This window comes from Streptomyces pimonensis (assembly GCF_041380215.1).
GTDB lineage: Bacteria > Actinomycetota > Actinomycetes > Streptomycetales > Streptomycetaceae > Streptomyces > Streptomyces pimonensis.
Genome location: NZ_JAHWZY010000032.1, coordinates 44,908 through 61,434, shown reverse-complemented (window position 1 = coordinate 61,434; position 16,527 = coordinate 44,908). Strand labels below are relative to the sequence as shown.

General features: G+C 72.6%; 12 protein-coding genes and 1 pseudogene. 7 read left to right on the top strand and 6 right to left on the bottom strand.

Going from position 1 to position 16,527, the window contains the following annotated elements:
• Positions 1–4,872: an ATP-dependent helicase gene (locus tag KYY02_RS26120; protein ID WP_371242024.1), complete on the bottom strand. Its 4,872-nt coding sequence runs from the start codon at positions 4,870–4,872 to the stop codon at positions 1–3.
• Between KYY02_RS26120 and KYY02_RS26115 the strand changes: the two are divergent.
• From KYY02_RS26115 to recX, 7 genes and pseudogenes are all read left to right on the top strand, one after another.
• Positions 4,760–5,752: pseudogene (locus tag KYY02_RS26115) on the top strand (AraC family transcriptional regulator); the annotation flags it as partial. The gene KYY02_RS26120 and the pseudogene KYY02_RS26115 sit on opposite strands and share 113 nt — an antisense overlap.
• A gap of 65 nt (positions 5,753–5,817) precedes the next feature.
• On the top strand, positions 5,818–6,567 hold the full coding sequence (locus tag KYY02_RS26110; protein ID WP_371242022.1) for an AzlC family ABC transporter permease: 750 nt from the start codon (positions 5,818–5,820) through the stop codon (positions 6,565–6,567).
• Positions 6,564–6,872 carry an AzlD domain-containing protein gene (locus KYY02_RS26105; RefSeq protein WP_371242019.1) on the top strand — a complete coding sequence of 103 codons (309 nt, stop codon included), beginning with the start codon at positions 6,564–6,566 and terminating at the stop codon, positions 6,870–6,872. Before KYY02_RS26110 ends, KYY02_RS26105 begins: the two co-directional genes overlap by 4 nt.
• A 468-nt stretch (positions 6,873–7,340) precedes the next feature.
• Entirely contained in the window at positions 7,341–7,535 is a 195-nt protein-coding gene (locus KYY02_RS26100) for a DUF3046 domain-containing protein (RefSeq protein ID WP_371242015.1), read from the top strand.
• Positions 7,536–7,594: 59 nt separating this feature from the next.
• Positions 7,595–8,857, top strand: coding sequence for an AI-2E family transporter (locus KYY02_RS26095; RefSeq protein ID WP_371242013.1), 1,263 nt, complete (start codon positions 7,595–7,597; stop codon positions 8,855–8,857).
• A 240-nt stretch (positions 8,858–9,097) separates the two neighbouring features.
• Positions 9,098–10,216, top strand: coding sequence for a recombinase RecA (gene recA / locus KYY02_RS26090; RefSeq protein WP_371242011.1), 1,119 nt, complete (start codon positions 9,098–9,100; stop codon positions 10,214–10,216).
• 3 nt (positions 10,217–10,219) lie between these two features.
• The gene (recX, locus tag KYY02_RS26085) at positions 10,220–11,005 is read left to right on the top strand and encodes a recombination regulator RecX (protein ID WP_371242009.1); all 786 of its coding nucleotides are present in this window, start codon (positions 10,220–10,222) and stop codon (positions 11,003–11,005) included.
• A gap of 203 nt (positions 11,006–11,208) precedes the next feature.
• On the opposite strand, the gene KYY02_RS26080 is transcribed toward recX, so the two are convergent.
• The 5 genes from KYY02_RS26080 to KYY02_RS26060 form a co-directional block, all read right to left on the bottom strand.
• Positions 11,209–12,822: an FAD-dependent monooxygenase gene (locus KYY02_RS26080; protein WP_371242007.1), complete on the bottom strand. Its 1,614-nt coding sequence runs from the start codon at positions 12,820–12,822 to the stop codon at positions 11,209–11,211.
• 293 nt (positions 12,823–13,115) lie between these two features.
• A complete protein-coding gene (locus KYY02_RS26075) occupies positions 13,116–14,024 on the bottom strand; it encodes an amino acid ABC transporter permease (protein ID WP_371242005.1) in 909 nt (302 codons plus the stop codon).
• A complete protein-coding gene (locus KYY02_RS26070) occupies positions 14,021–14,686 on the bottom strand; it encodes an amino acid ABC transporter permease (protein ID WP_371242055.1) in 666 nt (221 codons plus the stop codon). The genes KYY02_RS26075 and KYY02_RS26070 overlap by 4 nt, the downstream gene beginning before the upstream one ends.
• An 84-nt stretch (positions 14,687–14,770) precedes the next feature.
• Entirely contained in the window at positions 14,771–15,610 is an 840-nt protein-coding gene (locus KYY02_RS26065) for a glutamate ABC transporter substrate-binding protein (RefSeq protein WP_371242003.1), read from the bottom strand.
• Positions 15,611–15,689: 79 nt separating this feature from the next.
• Positions 15,690–16,466, bottom strand: coding sequence for an amino acid ABC transporter ATP-binding protein (locus KYY02_RS26060; protein ID WP_371242001.1), 777 nt, complete (start codon positions 16,464–16,466; stop codon positions 15,690–15,692).
• Positions 16,467–16,527: the final 61 nt, after the last annotated feature.

The window sequence follows — 16,527 nt, the reverse complement described above, 5'->3', positions numbered from 1 at the left end:
TCAGGCGCGCAGGCGCAGGCCTCTGGGCGTGGCGACGAAGCCGACGGTCTCCAGGAGGGCGCCCAGGGAGGACGTCAGTGCCGGGGTGCCGTTGACACGCTCCACCGTGACCGTGCCGAGGGAGCCCGCGCGGGCGGCTGCGGCGAGGGCCTCGGCGGCGGCCGGGCGGCGCGGGTCGTCGGCGGGCTCGCCGTCGGGGCCGGCGGGCCAGGCCAGCAACGTCCTGCCGCCGCGCTCCATGTAGAGCGTCAACTCGCCGTCCACCAGCACCACCAGGGAGCCCGCCTTGCGACCGGGTTTGTGCCCGGCACCGGCCGGCGGCTCGGGCCAGCCCAGGGCGGCACCGTAGGCGTTCGCCGGGTCGGCGGCGGCCAGCACCACGGCGCGTGCGGCGCGGTCCGCACCGGTACGACGGCCGGCGAAGGGGTCGTACGCGGAACGCCCGCCGTTCCGCCAGGGCGGCGGGGACTGCGGGGCCAGGTCGCGCGGGGAGACGTAGTCGCCCGGTGAGAGGCGGGGGTGCGGCAGGTCGTCCGGGGCGGCGGAGCCGTCGTGGCCCGGGGAGGCCCCGAAGGGTTCCGGCCCGTCGTCGAAGGCCCCGGGCGCGTCCGGGGCCCGGAGGCCGTCACCCCGCTCGCGTGCGTTGGCCGCCGCGCGGAGGCGGTCCACGGCCCCGTCCATCGCGAACTGGGCGGCGCCCAGGCCCTCCACCACGTAGCCGCGACGCGCCTGCCCCGTCTCCTCGAAGGCGGACAGCACGCGGTACACCGCTGAGAACCCGCCCTCGACGCCCTCCGCGGAGACGGCCCCCCGGGTCACCACGCCGTGCCGGTCGAGCAGGGTGCGGGCCAATGCGTGGGCGCGGACCGTGGCGTCGGTGTCCGTGTCCGGGAGCAGGGACCAGCGGCCCGCGACGGTGGGCGGACCGGTGCGCGAGGCGCTGCGGGCGGCGGCTGTGAGCGAACCGTAGCGTCCGCGCGGGGCGGAGCGCTTCGCGCGGTGGGCGGTGGAGCCCGCGGTGCGGCCCGAGCCCAGCAGGGAGCGCAGGGGCGTGAGCGTGTCGTTGGTCAGCCGCCCGGACCAGGCGAGGTCCCACAGGACGTCGGCCAGTTGGGGATCGGTGGCCTCGAGGTGGGTGGTGGCACGGACCTGGTCGGCGATCTGGCGGAAGAACAGGCCGTAGCCGCCGGAGAGGACGTCCAGGACGGACCGGTGGAGGGCGGTCGGCTCCAGGGGGTGAGGGGGCGGCAGGAGCAACGGGGCCGCGTCCGCGAGGTAGAGGGAGACCCAGCCGTCCTTCCCGGGGAGCGAACCGGCGCCGGCCCACACCACCTCCCCGGCGGCCGTCAGCTCGTCCAGCATCGCCGGGACGTAGTCCCTCACCCTGGACGGCAGGACCAGCTTCTCCAGGGCGGACGCGGGTACCGAGGCGCCCTGCAACTGCTCGACGGCGCGCAGCAGGCCGTCGACGCCTCGCAGGGAGTGCCCCTTGCCGACGTGCTGCCACTGGGGGAGGAACTGGGCGAGCGCGGGCGGCGGTACCGGTTCCAGTTCGTGCCGCAGCGCGGCCAGGGAGCGGCGGCGCAGCCGGCGCAGTACGGCCGCGTCGCACCACTCCTGTCCGATACCGGCCGGGTGGAACTCGCCCTGGACGAGCCTGCCTGCCGACGAGAGCCGCCGCAGGGCGCCCTCGGTGACCGCCACGCCCAGTCCGAAACGGGCCGCCGCCGTCGCCGACGTGAACGGGCCGTGCGTGCGCGCGTACCGCGCGAGAAGGTCGCCGAGGGGGTCCTTGACCGGCTCGGTGAACGCCTCCGGCACACCGACCGGCAGTGCCGTGCCCAGCGCGTCGCGCAGCCGGCCGGCGTCCTCGACCGCCGCCCAGTGGTCGGCGCCGGCCACTCGCACCCGGATGGCGCGCCGCGCGGAGGCGAGTTCCCGTGCCCACTGCGGCGCGGCGCCCCGCTCGGCGAGTTCGGCGTCGGTGAGCGGACCGAGCAGCCGCAGCAGGTCGGCCACGCCCTCCGCGTCCTTGACGCGCCGGTCCTCGGTGAGCCACCGCAGCTCGCGCTCCAGGTCGGCCAGCACCTCGGCGTCGAGCAGTTCGCGCAGCTCCGCCTGGCCGAGCAGCTCGGCCAGCAGCCGCGAGTCCAACGACAGGGCGGCGGCGCGGCGCTCGGCGAGCGGGGAGTCGCCCTCGTACAGGAACTGGGCGACGTATCCGAAGAGGAGGGAGCGGGCGAAGGGGGAGGGTTCGGAGGTGGTGACCTCGACCAGGCGGACCCTGCGCGCCTCCAGGTCACCCATCAGCTCGACGAGCCCGGGCACGTCGAAGACGTCCTGGAGGCATTCGCGGACGGCCTCGAGGACGATCGGGAACGAGCCGAACTCCCCGGCCACCTGGAGCAGCTGGGAGGCGCGCTGACGCTGCTGCCACAGCGGCGTGCGCCGGCCGGGGGTGCGGCGCGGCAGCAGCAGCGCGCGGGCGGCGCACTCACGGAACCGGGACGCGAACAGCGCCGAGCCACCCACCTGGTCGGTGACGACCTGGTCGACCTCGCCCTTGTCGAAGACGACGTCGGCCGCGCCCACGGGGGCCTGGTCCGCGTCGTACTCCGTGCCGGCCCTGACCGGATCCTGGTCGAGGAGGTCGAGCCCCATCAGGTCGGCGTCCGGCAGGCGCAGCACGATGCCGTCGTCGGCGTGCATCACCTGGGCGTCCATGCCGTACCGCTCGGAGAGGCGGGCGCCGAGCGCGAGCGCCCACGGGGCGTGCACCCGGGCGCCGAACGGGGAGTGCACGACGACCCGCCAGTCGCCCAGTTCGTCGCGGAAGCGCTCCACGACGATGGTGCGGTCGTCGGGGACGTGGCCGCAGGCCTCGCGCTGCTCGTCGAGGTAGGACAGCACGTTGTCCGTGGCCCAGGCGTCGAGGCCCGCCGTGCGGAGCCGCAGTCGGGCGTCGTCCCGGGACAGCGAGCCCACCTCGCGCAGGAACGCGCCCACCGCGCGGCCCAGCTCCAGCGGGCGGCCCAGCTGGTCGCCCTTCCAGAACGGCAGCCGGCCCGGCACGCCCGGCGCAGGGGAGACCAGGACCCGGTCGCGCGTGATGTCCTCGATGCGCCAGGAGCTGGTGCCGAGGGTGAAGACGTCGCCCACGCGGGACTCGTAGACCATCTCCTCGTCCAGCTCGCCGACCCGTCCGCCGCCCTTCTTGGGGTCGGCGCCCGCCAGGAACACCCCGAAGAGGCCGCGGTCGGGGATCGTGCCCCCGGAGGTGACGGCCAGGCGCTGGGCGCCCGGACGGCCGGTGATCTCGCCCGTGACCCGGTCCCACACCACGCGCGGGCGCAGCTCCGCGAACGCGTCGGACGGGTAGCGGCCGGCGAGCATGTCCAGGACGCCCGTGAAGGCGGACTCGGGCAGGGAGGCGAAGGGCGCCGCGCGGCGGACCACGGCGAGCAGGTCGTCGAGCTGCCAGGTGTCCATGGCCGTCATGGCGACGAGCTGCTGGGCCAGGACGTCGAGGGGGTTGGCGGGGACCTTCAGGGACTCGATCGCCCCGGTGCGCATCCGCTCGGTGACCACGGCGGCCTGCACCAGGTCGCCCCGGTACTTCGGGAACACCACGCCCGTGGAGACCGCGCCCACCTGGTGTCCCGCGCGGCCGACGCGCTGGAGGCCGGAGGCGACGGACGGCGGTGACTCGACCTGGACCACCAGGTCGACGGCGCCCATGTCGATGCCCAGCTCCAGGCTCGAGGTGGCGACCACCGCGGGCAGCCGGCCCGCCTTCAGGTCCTCCTCCACCAGGGCGCGCTGCTCCTTGGACACCGAGCCGTGGTGGGCGCGCGCGATGACCGCGGGCGCGCCCTGGGCGGCCCCGGAGCCGCCCATCAGCTCGGCGGGGGAGTGGCGCTCGTCCAGCGGCTCGCCGGTGGCCCGCTCGTAGGCGATCTCGTTGAGCCGGTTGCACAGCCGCTCGGCGAGGCGGCGGGAGTTCGCGAACACGATGGTCGAGCGGTGCGACTGCACCAGGTCGGTGATCCGCTCCTCGACGTGCGGCCAGATCGACGGGCGCTCGGCGCCCTCCGGGCCGTCGGCGACCGGGGAGCCGCCCAGCTCGCCCAGGTCCTCGACCGGCACCACCACGGAGAGGTCGAACTCCTTGCCGGACTCCGGCTGCACGATCTCCACCTTGCGGCGCGGGGAGAGGAACCGGGCCACCTCGTCGACCGGACGCACCGTCGCCGACAGGCCGATGCGGCGGGCCGGACGGGGCAGCAGCTCGTCAAGCCGCTCCAGGGTGAGCGCGAGGTGCGCGCCGCGCTTGGTGCCGGCGACCGCGTGCACCTCGTCCAGGATCACCGTCTCCACGCCCGTCAGCGCGTCGCGCGTGGCGGACGTCAGCATCAGGAACAGGGACTCGGGCGTGGTGATCAGGATGTCCGGCGGCCGGGTGGTCAGGGCGCGCCGCTCGGCGGGCGGGGTGTCGCCGGAGCGGATGCCGACCTTCACCTCGGGCTCGGGCAGTCCCAGGCGCACGGACTCCTGGCGGATGCCGGTCAGCGGGCTGCGGAGGTTGCGCTCGACGTCGACGGCCAGCGCCTTCAGCGGCGAGACGTACAGCACGCGGCAGCGCTTCCTGGGGTCGGCGGGCGGCGGTGTCGAGGCCAGCTCGTCCAGGGCGGCGAGGAAGGCGGCCAGGGTCTTCCCGGAACCGGTGGGGGCGACCACCAGCACGTCCGAGCCCTCCCCGATGGCCCGCCACGCTCCGGCCTGGGCGGCGGTGGGGGCGGGGAACGCCCCCGTGAACCAGCCGCGGGTCGCGGGGGAGAAGCCGTCCAGGGCTCGGTGCGGATCGCTGACCATGCGTCCATCGTGCACCCGGCCACTGACAATCGGGCCGGGGGCCGGGCCGGCGCCGTCGGGGCCGCGTGACAATGGCCGCATGGCGGAATCGCGCGAGGAGCAGGCGCGGCACTGGCAGTACGACGAACTGCCCGGTGTCGATCTGCTGCGTGCCCGGTACATACGGAAGACGTTCGTCCGGCACACCCACGAGCACTTCGTGATCGCCGCCATCGCCGACGGCGTGGAGGTCTTCCACCACGGCGGCGGCGACCAGTACGCGGGCGCCGGGGCCCTCGCCCTGGTGAACCCGGACACCCCGCACACCGGCCGGGCGGGCGTTCCCGAGGGCTGGCGGTACGGGGCGGTGTACCCGTCGCCCGAGGTGGTGGCCGCCATCGCCGCCGAGACCACCGCGCTGCGCGGCACACCGGGGTTCGTGACGCCGGTGCTCGAAGATCCGTGCACCGTCCGTCTGGTCCACCAGGTGCTGCGCGCCACCGACGAGGGCAACGCGCTCGCCGCCGACACCCTGCTCCGGGTCGCGGTGACCCGGCTGCTGAGGCTGAACGGCGGGACGCTGCCGCGGCGCGAGGTGCGCACGGCGGGCGCCCGGATCGCCGTACGCGCGCGTGCCGCGCTGGAGGACCGGATGACCGACCCGCCGACCCTGGAGCGGCTGGCCGCTGAGCTGGGCACCGGCCCGTTCGCGCTGCTGCGTGCCTTCCGGGACACCTACGGGATGCCGCCGCACACCTGGCTCACCGACGCGCGCGTGCGGCGGGCACGGCGGCTGCTGGACGCGGGGACGGCGCCGTCGGAGGCGGCCCTCGCGGTGGGGTTCACCGACCAGCCGCACCTGAACCGGCACTTCAGCCGGATCGTCGGTGTGCCCCCGGGCGCCTATCAGCGCGAGCGCAAGAACGTACAAGACGCGCGCTGCGGTCCGTCCGTACCGTCCGGAGCGTGGCAGTGGAACGGACAGAAGCGCTCGCAGACGTACGGGACGACGGGGGAGGAAAGCCGGACGGCGCCGTCGTACGGGACGCCCTCGGCGTCGGGGTCGCCGTCGGACTCTCCGGGTTCGCCTTCGGTGTGACCTCGGCGGGCAGCGGGCTCACCCTGCTCCAGACCTGCGCGCTCAGCCTGCTGGTGTTCACCGGCGCCTCCCAGTTCGCGCTGGTGGGGGCGCTGGCGGCGGGTGGAGGGCCGTTCACGGCCGCCGCGGGGGCGTTCTTCCTGGGGGTGCGCAACGCGTTCTACGGGCTGCGGCTGTCGCAGTTGCTGGCGCTGCCCCGCGCGGTGCGGCCGTTCGCCGCCCAGTGGGTGATCGACGAGACGACCGCCGTCTCGCTCGCCCAGCCGGGCCGGCGCAGCGCGCGCATCGGTTTCGTGGCGACCGGGCTCAGCCTGTACGTCCTGTGGAACCTCACCACGCTGCTCGGCGCACTGGGCGCCGAGGCCATCGGGGACACCGACGCGTGGGGGCTGGACGCGGCCGGCCCCGCGGTCTTCCTGGCGCTCCTCGCGCCGATGCTGCGCACCGGCACCGAGCGGACCGTCGCCGGGGCCGCCGTCCTCCTGGGACTGGGGCTGCTGCCCGTGCTGCCGGCCGGGGTGCCGGTCCTGGTGGCCGCGCTCGCGGCACCGGCAGTCCTGTGGGGGCAGGGCCGCAGGAGTGCCTCGCGCGGTGACACGGCGGAGGAGGGCCGTTGAGCATCTGGATCGCGATCGGCGTGACCGCTCTCGGTTGCTACGCCGTCAAGCTCGTGGGGCTGATGGTGCCCGCCGGGGTCCTGGAACGTCCCCTCGTGCGGCATCTCGCCGCGCTCCTCCCGGTCGCCCTGCTGGCCGCCCTGACGGCCCAGCAGACCTTCTCCGACGGCCGGGTCCTGGTCCTGGACGCCCGTGCGGCCGGGGTGGCGGCCGCCGCCGTGGCTCTGATCCTGCGCGCCCCGTTCCTGCTCGTCGTCGGAGCGGCCGTCGTGGTGACGGCGGGGGTGCGGGCGCTGGGCGGGTGAGAGGGCGGTGCCGCACGAGGGGACGGGGGCACCGTGCGCCGCCCCGCGGCCGCGGGTGGTCGTGCCGCTGGGGCGATGGGGCCCCGGTCGGGCGGAGCCGGGAGTGGGGGAGGGCGGGCGCAGCAGCGCCCCGCGGGCGCGGGTGAGTGGAGCACCACCTCGGTCAGTGGTCACGCCGTCCGGGCGGAACCGTGCCGCCCGACCAGTCGGCGGTGCGGCCGTACGCCACCGGGGCGCGCAGGGACTCGGTCGCCACCATGGGGCGGTTCTCCACCGGTGCCGCTGCTCCGGGGGGCGGCGGGCGAAGGGGCGCCGCCCGAGCACCCGCGCGGTGAACCGGACGGACCGCTCCGCCGGTACGGGCGGGAGCGGCCCCGGTGCCGGCCACGGGCCCGGCCGTGCGCGGAGAGGGGGGTGCCGGCAGGCGCCCCGGTCCGGGGCCGCCCCCGCAGGCGGGATACTGGGTGCATGCGGTTGACGGTTTTCTGGGAGCGGATGACGGAGCACTTCGGTGCGGGCTATGCCGAGACCTTCGCGCGCGACCACGTCATGTCCGAACTCGGCGGACGCACCGTGCACGAGGCGCTGGCGGCCGGCTGGAACGCCAAGGACGTCTGGCAGGTGGTCTGCGCGGTCATGAACGTCCCCACGGAGAAGCGCTGATCGTCACGGAGGGCGCACGGGAGCGCATGGGCGCGGCCGGCGTGGGCGAGACTTGATCCGTGGCACCCACTGACGAGACCGGGCAGACGGCCCGGCACCCCACCATGCCCGGCGCGCCGCCGCCCGCCGGGCCCCCGTCGGCCCCCATATCCGGGCCGGGCGCCCGCATGCCGCGCTGGCTGCCGCGAGCCATGGTGCTCGCCCTCGCACTGTTCGCCCTGTTCCAGCTGGGCAGCTGGGTCTTCCACCAGCTCGTCGGTCTGCTGATCAACATCCTCATCGCGTTCTTCCTGGCGCTCGCCGTCGAGCCCGCGGTGAGCTGGATGTCCGCACGCGGGGTGCGCCGGGGTCTGGGCACCTTCCTCGTCTTCCTGGCCGTGCTGATCGCCGCGGCGGGCTTCGTCACGCTGCTCGGGTCCATGCTGGCGGGACAGATCATCAAGATCGTCGAGGACTTCCCGGACTACCTCGACTCCGTGATCAACTGGATCAACGCGCACTTCCACACCGAATTGCGGCGCGTGGACATCCAGGAGGGCCTGCTGCGCTCCGACTGGCTGCGCAACTACGTGCAGAACAGCGCCACCGGCGTCCTGGACGTCTCCGCGCAGGTCCTCGGCGGTCTCTTCCAGCTGCTGACCGTGGGGCTGTTCTCGTTCTACCTCGCCGCCGACGGCCCGCGGCTGCGGCGCACCGTCTGCTCCCTGCTGCCGCCCGCCCGGCAGGCCGAGGTGCTGCGCGCGTGGGAGATCGCTGTGAACAAGACGGGCGGCTACCTCTACTCGCGCGGACTGATGGCGCTGGTGTCAGGGCTGGCGCACTACGTGCTGCTGGAGTTCCTCGACGTGTCCTACGCGCCCGTCCTCGCCGTGTGGGTGGGCCTGGTGTCGCAGTTCATCCCCACCATCGGCACCTATCTCGCGGGCGCCCTGCCCATGTTGATCGCCTTCGCGGTCGACCCCTGGTACGCGTTGTGGGTGCTGATCTTCGTAGTGGTCTACCAGCAGTTCGAGAACTACGTGCTGCAGCCCAAACTGACCTCCAAGACCGTCGACATCCACCCGGCGGTCGCCTTCGGCTCGGTCGTCGCGGGCACCGCCCTGCTCGGCGCCGTCGGCGCGCTGATCGCCATCCCCGCCGTCGCCACCCTCCAGGCGTTCCTGGGCGCCTACGTGCGGCGGTACGACGTCACGGACGACCCCCGCGTCCTCGGCCACCGCGGGGCCGGCGGGCCGGGCGCCCTCGCCCGCGTCCGCCGGCTGTGGGTTCCCCGCCAGGCGGGCCCGGAACGGCCCCGCGACGGAGACATGGGGGCTTCCTGAAGGAGGGCGCCGCGCGCGACACACCGGACCGTGGTGTCGTGTGATGCGCTTGACACCAAAATCGAACATCCATTCTTATGGACGTGCCGGTGAGGCTCGGCGTCAGGTGCTCTGTCCCGGTTCGGTCGGGAATGAGCCCACGTTATCCACAGGCCGGAGGTGCGTCGGGGCGCGTTGTCAGTGGCAGGCGTTAGCGTCTTTGACGTGAAGCGATCGAATCAAGCAAATCGGGTGGAACCCATGGCAGGAACCGACCGCGAGAAGGCGCTCGACGCCGCGCTCGCACAGATTGAACGGCAATTCGGCAAGGGCGCGGTCATGCGCATGGGCGACCGGACGAACGAGCCCATCGAGGTCATCCCGACCGGCTCGACCGCGCTGGACGTGGCGCTCGGTGTGGGCGGCCTGCCGCGCGGCCGTGTGGTGGAGATCTACGGGCCGGAGTCCTCCGGCAAGACGACCCTGACCCTGCATGCGGTGGCGAACGCGCAGAGGGCCGGTGGCCAGGTCGCCTTCGTGGACGCGGAGCACGCCCTGGACCCCGAGTACGCGAAGAAGCTCGGCGTCGACATCGACAACCTGATCCTGTCCCAGCCGGACAACGGCGAGCAGGCCCTGGAGATCGTGGACATGCTGGTCCGCTCCGGCGCCCTGGACCTCATCGTCATCGACTCCGTCGCCGCGCTCGTGCCGCGTGCGGAGATCGAGGGCGAGATGGGCGACAGCCACGTGGGTCTGCAGGCCCGCCTGATGAGTCAGGCCCTGCGGAAGATCACCAGCGCGCTCAACCAGTCCAAGACCACCGCGATCTTCATCAACCAGCTCCGCGAGAAGATCGGCGTGATGTTCGGCTCCCCGGAGACCACGACCGGTGGCCGGGCGCTGAAGTTCTACGCCTCGGTGCGCATCGACATCCGGCGCATCGAGACCCTGAAGGACGGCACCGAGGCGGTCGGCAACCGCACTCGCTGCAAGGTGGTCAAGAACAAGGTGGCGCCGCCGTTCAAGCAGGCCGAGTTCGACATCCTCTACGGCCAGGGCATCAGCCGCGAGGGCGGCCTGATCGACATGGGCGTGGAGCACGGCTTCGTCCGCAAGGCCGGCGCCTGGTACACGTACGAGGGCGACCAGCTCGGCCAGGGCAAGGAGAACGCCCGCAACTTCCTGAAGGACAACCCCGACCTCGCCAACGAGATCGAGAAGAAGATCCTGACGAAGCTGGGTGTCGGCGTACGGCCCGAGGAGCCCGCAGCCGAGCCGGGCGCGGACGCCACGGGCACCGCTCCGGCCGAGCCGGACGCCGTACCGGCACCGGCGGCCAAGGCCACCAAGTCCAAGGCCGCGGCGGCCAAGAGCTGACCCGTGGCACGACGAACCGACTGGGCCGAGTACGAGTTCGCGGCCTCGGGTGCCCCACGGGGGAGGGGCACCGGGGGCGGCGACGACTCAGCCGTGGACGGTGACGCGGCGTACGGCGACACCGTCGGCGGGGACGGCCCCCGCAGCGGGGGTGGCGCACGGGCGGGCGGCTCGCGTGACGGCGGGCCGCACGGTGGACGCGGGCGCAGACGCCGGACCTTCGGCGAGGCGGCCGCGGAGGGCGGGGGCGACTCCTCCTCGCCGAGGGCCGAACGGGAGGAACCTCCGGCGGACCCGGTCGAGCGGGCGCGGGCGATCTGTCTGCGCCTGCTCACCGGGACCCCGCGCACCCGGAAACAGCTCGCCGACGCCCTCCGCAAACGGGAGATCCCGGACGAGGCCGCCGAGGAGGTGCTGTCCCGGTTCGAGGAGGTCGGACTGATCGACGACGGCGCCTTCGCCGACGCCTGGGTGGAGTCCCGGCACCACGGCCGGGGACTCGCCCGGCGCGCGCTCGCCCGGGAACTGCGCACCAAGGGGGTCGACCCCACGCTGATCGACACGGCCGTCTCCCAACTCGACTCCGAGCAGGAGGAGGCGACCGCCCGGGAACTGGTCGCCCGCAAGCTGCGCGCCACCCGCGGGCTCGACCGCGACAAGCGGCTCCGTCGCCTCGCCGGCATGCTCGCCCGCAAGGGCTACCCCGAGGGCCTCGCTCTGCGCGTTGTCCGGCAGGCGCTGGAGGAGGAGGGCGAGGACACGGAATTCCTCGGCGACGAGACGTTCTGAGAGGGCGCGGAGCGCGGTGGAACGGCACCGGCCGCTTTCCACGCGACGCCTGCCGCACAGCGGACGAGGTCCATGCGGGCCCTCCGCCACAGGTGCACACAGGTGCCGGTCACAAGGCGGAGCACACGTGTGGCCGCACACCGATTCAGCTCGTCGACACCGTGTGGACCACAGGGCCGCGGCGTCCCGGCGGACCGGAACCCTCAGCGCGACCCGGCCCCCGCATCCGCCCTGGTCTTCGCCTCCGCCGCGGCGGGCCCGCCGACCGCCGTTTCCGCCGCCGCGTACAGGTCCGCCGGACGGACCCCGCTCAGCGCCGTCACCAGGTGCCCGTCGGGGCGCACCAGCAGCACGGTGTGGGCCGCCGCACCCGGATAGCTCTCGGCGACCAGCAGTTCGGCCCGGTGCGGCAGCGCCGAGACGGCCGCCGCCAGCCGGGGCATGATCCCGGCGGACACCCAGTGCCGACGCTCCCACACCCCCGTACCGGGCGCGATCAGCACCACCAGCAGCGCACCCCGGCCGAGCCGGTCCCGCAGCCGGACGAAGGCACCGTCCTCCGCCGTGACCCGTACGTCCGTCACCGCCGCCCCGGGGGGCGTCCGCAGGGGTGTCTCGCCCTCGAGACGGCCGGGAGTGAGCGGCGAGTCGGCGTACGTCCCCGGCGCGCCCAGCGCGCCCCGCCCCAGGTGGCCGTCCATCAGCAGGGTGTCGTGCCCCCGCGCGGACCCGGGAACGCAGGAGCGCAGTCCCCCGCCGCCGCGCACCAGCGGCAGCGCCTGGTCGGCGGCGCGCAGCCGGGCGGCGACGACCGCCCGGCGCTCGGTCTGGTAGCTGTCGAGCAGCGCCTCGTGCGGACCGTGGTGCCAGGCCAGCGCCAGCTTCCAGGCGAGGTTGTCGGCGTCGCGGAGCCCTTCCTCCAGCCCGTGCGTGCCCAGTGCGCCGAGCAGATGGGCCGCGTCCCCGGCGAGGAACACCCGGTCGGCCCGCCAGCGCCGGGCCAGCCGGTGGTGGACCGTGTGCACCCCGGTGTCCAGCAGTTCGTACGGCGGAGTCGGACCGCCTGCCCAGCCGGCCAGGGTCTCCCGGACCCGGCCCAGCAGCAGTTCGGGCGTGACCAGGTCCTTGCCCGGCGGCAGCAACCAGTCCAGGCGCCACACCCTGTCCGGCAGCGGGCGTGCGGTGATCTCCCCGGCCGAGGGACCGGAGGTGCGCCACGGCGGCGCGCGGTGCAGCAGTGCCTCGTCGTCCCAGGGGAGTTCGGTGCGCAGGGCGGCCACGGCGTGACGTTCCACCGCGGTGCGGCCGGGGAAACGGATGTCCTGGAGTTTGCGCACGGTCGAGCGCGAGCCGTCGCAGCCGACCAGGTAGCTGCCGCGCCACCAGGTGCCGGTCGAACCCCGGGTGTGGGCGGTGACGCCCGAGGGCTCCTGCTCTATGGTGTCCAGCCGGCTGTTCACGGCGACCTCGACGAGCCGTTCGCCGGCGAGGGCGGTACGCAGGGCGCCCGTCAGGACGTGCTGGGCGATGTGCAGGGGAGCGGGCTCGGTGTCGCCGAAGGCGACCTCGGCCGTCACCTGCTTGCGCCGCATCGACCGCCATCCGGCCCAACGGACACCGGCGTGTGCGAGCGGCACCCCGGTCAGCCGCTCCATGAGCGCGGCGGTCTCCTCGCGCAGGACGACGGTGCGCGCCGGGCGGGGTTCGTCCTTGCCCGGCCCTTCGTCGAGGACCACGCACGGCACTTCCTGGCGTGCCAGCGCCAGTGCGAGCGCAAGCCCGACGGGCCCCGCTCCGACGATGATCACCGGGTCCACGGCGCGGCGCCCCCTGCTCGGAGTGACGTCTGAAGGGACGTGGAGGAACAGGAAGATGGAGCAGGGTGCACGATCACAGAACGTATGCAACCTATTGCCGGTGCTTGCGTCAAGTGACCGAAGGCCAGTGGCGATCATGAAGCGGGCCGGGGCCCGGCACACCACTTGACCGTTCCTCGCACGGGTCCGGTGCGCACCGCTCCTCCGTACCGCTGGGGGCGGCCGGCAGCGCGGCACGACGGTGGCCCGCCGGGATGCGGCGGGCCACCGTCATGCCGCGCGTCGGGCGTGCGTCACTTCTCCGCACCGGTCTTGTACGCGCTCCCGACCTCGGCCGCGTTGAGGTCGTCCACTTCCTGTGCGCCGACGACCGCGCCCGTGCCCTTCTTGCTGCGCCTGAGCCTTGCCTCCAGCCAGCCGGCGAAGGTCGTCAGGGCGAAGTTGAGCGCGATGAAGATGACGGCCACCACCGTGAAGCTGGCGATGACGTTGGCACCGTAGTAGCCGCTCATCGTGTTGGCCGAGGCGAGCAGTTCGGGGAAGGTGAGGACGGCGCCGCCGAGGGCGGTGTCCTTCACGATCACGACGAGCTGGCTGACGATGGCCGGAAGCATCGCGGTGACCGCCTGCGGCAGCAGGATTCCCCGCATCAGCTGGCCCTTGCGCAGCCCGATCGCCATGGCCGCCTCGGACTGGCCCTTGGGCAGGGACAGAATGCCGGCGCGCACGATCTCCGCGAGGACGGAGGCGTTGTAGAGCACCAGACCCGTGACGACCGCGTACAGCGGACGGTCGGCGGAGCTGACATCGGTGTACTCGGCGAACAGGGCGAGGCCGAAGATCATCAGGACCAGGACGGGGATGGCCCGGAAGAACTCGACCACGATTCCGGCCGGCACGCGGACCCAGACGTGGTCGGAGAGCCGGGCGATGCCGAGGAGCGCGCCGAGCGGCATCGCGATGAGTACCGCGAGCACGGCCGCCTTCAGCGTGTTCTGCAGACCCGGCCAGATGTATATGGACCAGGCCTCGGTGCCGGTGAGGAACGGCTCCCACAGGGGCCATTCCAGTTGGCCCTTGTCGTCGAGAGTGCTGAACACCCACCACAGCAGAGCGGCGAGGGCGACCAGGAAGACCACCGTGAAGATGATGTTCCGCCGCTTGGCGCGAGGCCCCTGGGCGTCGTAGAGAACGGAGCTCATCGCTTCACCGCCACCTTCTTGCCCACCCAGCCGAGAATCAGGCCGGTCGGCAGCGTCAGAACCACGAAACCGAATGCGATGACCGCGGAGATCAGCAGCAGTTGCGCCTCGTTCTCGATCATTTCCTTCATCAGCAGGGCGGTCTCCGCGACACCGATGGCGGCGGCCACCGTGGTGTTCTTGATGAGCGCGATGAGCACGTTCGCCAGCGGACCGACGGACGAGCGGAACGCCTGGGGCAGCACCACCAGGCCCAGCACCTGGTTGAAGCTGAGACCGAGCGCGCGGGCGGCCTCCGCCTGGCCGACCGGCACCGTGTTGATGCCGGAGCGCAGCGCCTCGCACACGAAGGCCGAGGTGTAGAGGATCAGACCGAGGACGGCGAGCCGGAAGTTGATCGTCTCGAAGTCGTCCGCGCCGAGACTGACACCCAGCGTCTGGTTCAGGCCCAGCGACGTGAAAAGGATGATGACGGTCAGCGGGATGTTCCGCACGGTGTTCACGTACGCGCTCCCGAAGCCGCGCATCAACGGCACCGGGCCGACACGCATGGCGGCCAGCAGGGTGCCCCAGATCAGGGAACCGACGGCGGAGAGCACAGCGAGCTGCACCGTCGTCCAGAAAGCCCCCAACAGGTCGTAATCCTCAAGAAAGTCGAACACGATCTCCCGCGCTTCCGCGTGTAGGGATGCCCACCCCGGTGCGCCGCCCCGCATCCGGGGCGGCGCACCCTGTCAGGCGTTGCCTCAGCTCTTGATGTCGCCGATCTTCGGCGCGGGCTCGTTCTTGTAGTTGGCCGGGCCGAAGTTGTCCTTGACGGCCTTCTCCCAGGACTTGTCGGCCACCATCTCCTCGAGGGCCTTGTTGATCTTGTCCTTGAGGTCGCTGCCCTTCTTGACGCCGATGCCGTAGTTCTCGTTGGTCAGCTTGAAGCCGCCGAGCTTGAACTTGCCCTTGAACTGGGACTGGGCGGCGTAACCGGCGAGGATGGTGTCGTCGGTGGTCAGCGCGTCGACGGCACCGTTCTGCAGACCGGGCAGGCAGGTGGAGTACGTCGGGTAGGGCTGCAGCTGCGCCTTGGGCGCAAGCTTGTCCTTGACGTTCTGCGCCGAGGTGGAGCCGGTGACCGAACAGAGCTTCGCGTTGTTCAGGTCCTCCGGCGACTTGATCTTGTCGTCGTCGGCGCGGAGCAGTACGTCCTGGTGGGCGAGCAGGTAGGGGCCGGCGAAGTCGACCTTCTCCTGGCGCTCCGGGGTGATCGAGTAGGTGGCGGCGATGAAGTCGACGTCACCGCGCTGCAGCATGGTCTCGCGGTCGGCGCTCTTCGACTCCTTCCACTCGATCTGGTCCTCGTCGTAGCCGAGCTTCTTGGCGACGTACGTGGCGACGTCCACGTCGAAGCCCTCGTAGCCCTGAGGCGTCTTCTGGCCGAGACCGGGCTGGTCGTACTTGATGCCGATCTTGATCTTGTCGCCGCCGCCGGAGGACGAGCCGTTGTCACCGCCGTCGTCGCCACCGCAGGCGGTCGCGGTCAGGGCGAGGGCGAACACGGCGGCCGAGGCGGCGGTGACCTTGCGGAGCTTCATGGTGCACATCCTTTGGCTGGTGAGGTGATGCGGCCCGGGCGGTGTCCGGTGACGCAGGTCGTCGGGGGCGGGACGCGTCTCAGTGGTGCAGGATCTTCGACAGGAAGTCCTTGGCGCGGTCGCTGCGCGGATTGCTGAAGAACTGGTCCGGCGAAGCCCGCTCGACGATGCGACCGTCCGCCATGAACACCACGCGGTTCGCCGCCGAGCGGGCGAATCCCATCTCATGGGTGACGACGATCATGGTCATGCCGTCCTGGGCGAGCTGCTGCATGACCTCCAGCACCTCGTTGATCATCTCCGGGTCGAGCGCCGAGGTCGGCTCGTCGAAGAGCATGACCTTGGGGTCCATGGCCAGGGCCCGGGCGATGGCGACACGCTGCTGCTGGCCGCCGGAGAGCTGTGCGGGGTACTTCTCGGCCTGCGCGCCCACGCCGACCCGGTCGAGCAGGGCACGGGCCCGCTCCTCGGCGGCCTTCTTGTCCTTCTTGCGGACCTTGATCTGGCCCAGCGTCACGTTCTCCAGCACGGTCTTGTGCGCGAAGAGGTTGAAGGACTGGAAGACCATGCCCACGTCGGCCCGCAGCCGGGCGAGCTCCTTGCCCTCGTGGGGCAGGGGCCTGCCGTCGATGGTGATCGAACCGGAGTCGATCGTCTCCAGACGGTTGATGGTGCGGCACAGGGTGGACTTGCCGGACCCGGAGGGTCCGATGACCACGACGACTTCGCCGCGGGCGATCGTCAGGTCGATGTCCTGGAGTACGTGCAACGCGCCGAAGTGCTTGTTGACGCTCCTCAGGACGACCAGATCGCCGGTCGCGGCCACATCTTCCTTGGCCACCGATACTTCGGTCATCGCTCTCGGGCTCCGTCCTCCTCGGTTTCGGAGGACAGTAGTAACCCGTCAGACCCGCGTC

What these genes read in the sequence shown, in the direction of transcription:
- KYY02_RS26120 (WP_371242024.1), bottom strand. Translation starts at nt 4,872, where the DNA reads ATGGTCAGCGATCCGCACCGAGCCCTGGACGGCTTCTCCCCCGCGACC.
- KYY02_RS26100 (WP_371242015.1), top strand. Translation starts at nt 7,341, where the DNA reads ATGCGGTTGACGGTTTTCTGGGAGCGGATGACGGAGCACTTCGGTGCG.
- recA (WP_371242011.1), top strand. Translation starts at nt 9,098, where the DNA reads ATGGCAGGAACCGACCGCGAGAAGGCGCTCGACGCCGCGCTCGCACAG.
- KYY02_RS26075 (WP_371242005.1), bottom strand. Translation starts at nt 14,024, where the DNA reads ATGAGCTCCGTTCTCTACGACGCCCAGGGGCCTCGCGCCAAGCGGCGG.
- KYY02_RS26065 (WP_371242003.1), bottom strand. Translation starts at nt 15,610, where the DNA reads ATGAAGCTCCGCAAGGTCACCGCCGCCTCGGCCGCCGTGTTCGCCCTC.
- KYY02_RS26060 (WP_371242001.1), bottom strand. Translation starts at nt 16,466, where the DNA reads ATGACCGAAGTATCGGTGGCCAAGGAAGATGTGGCCGCGACCGGCGAT.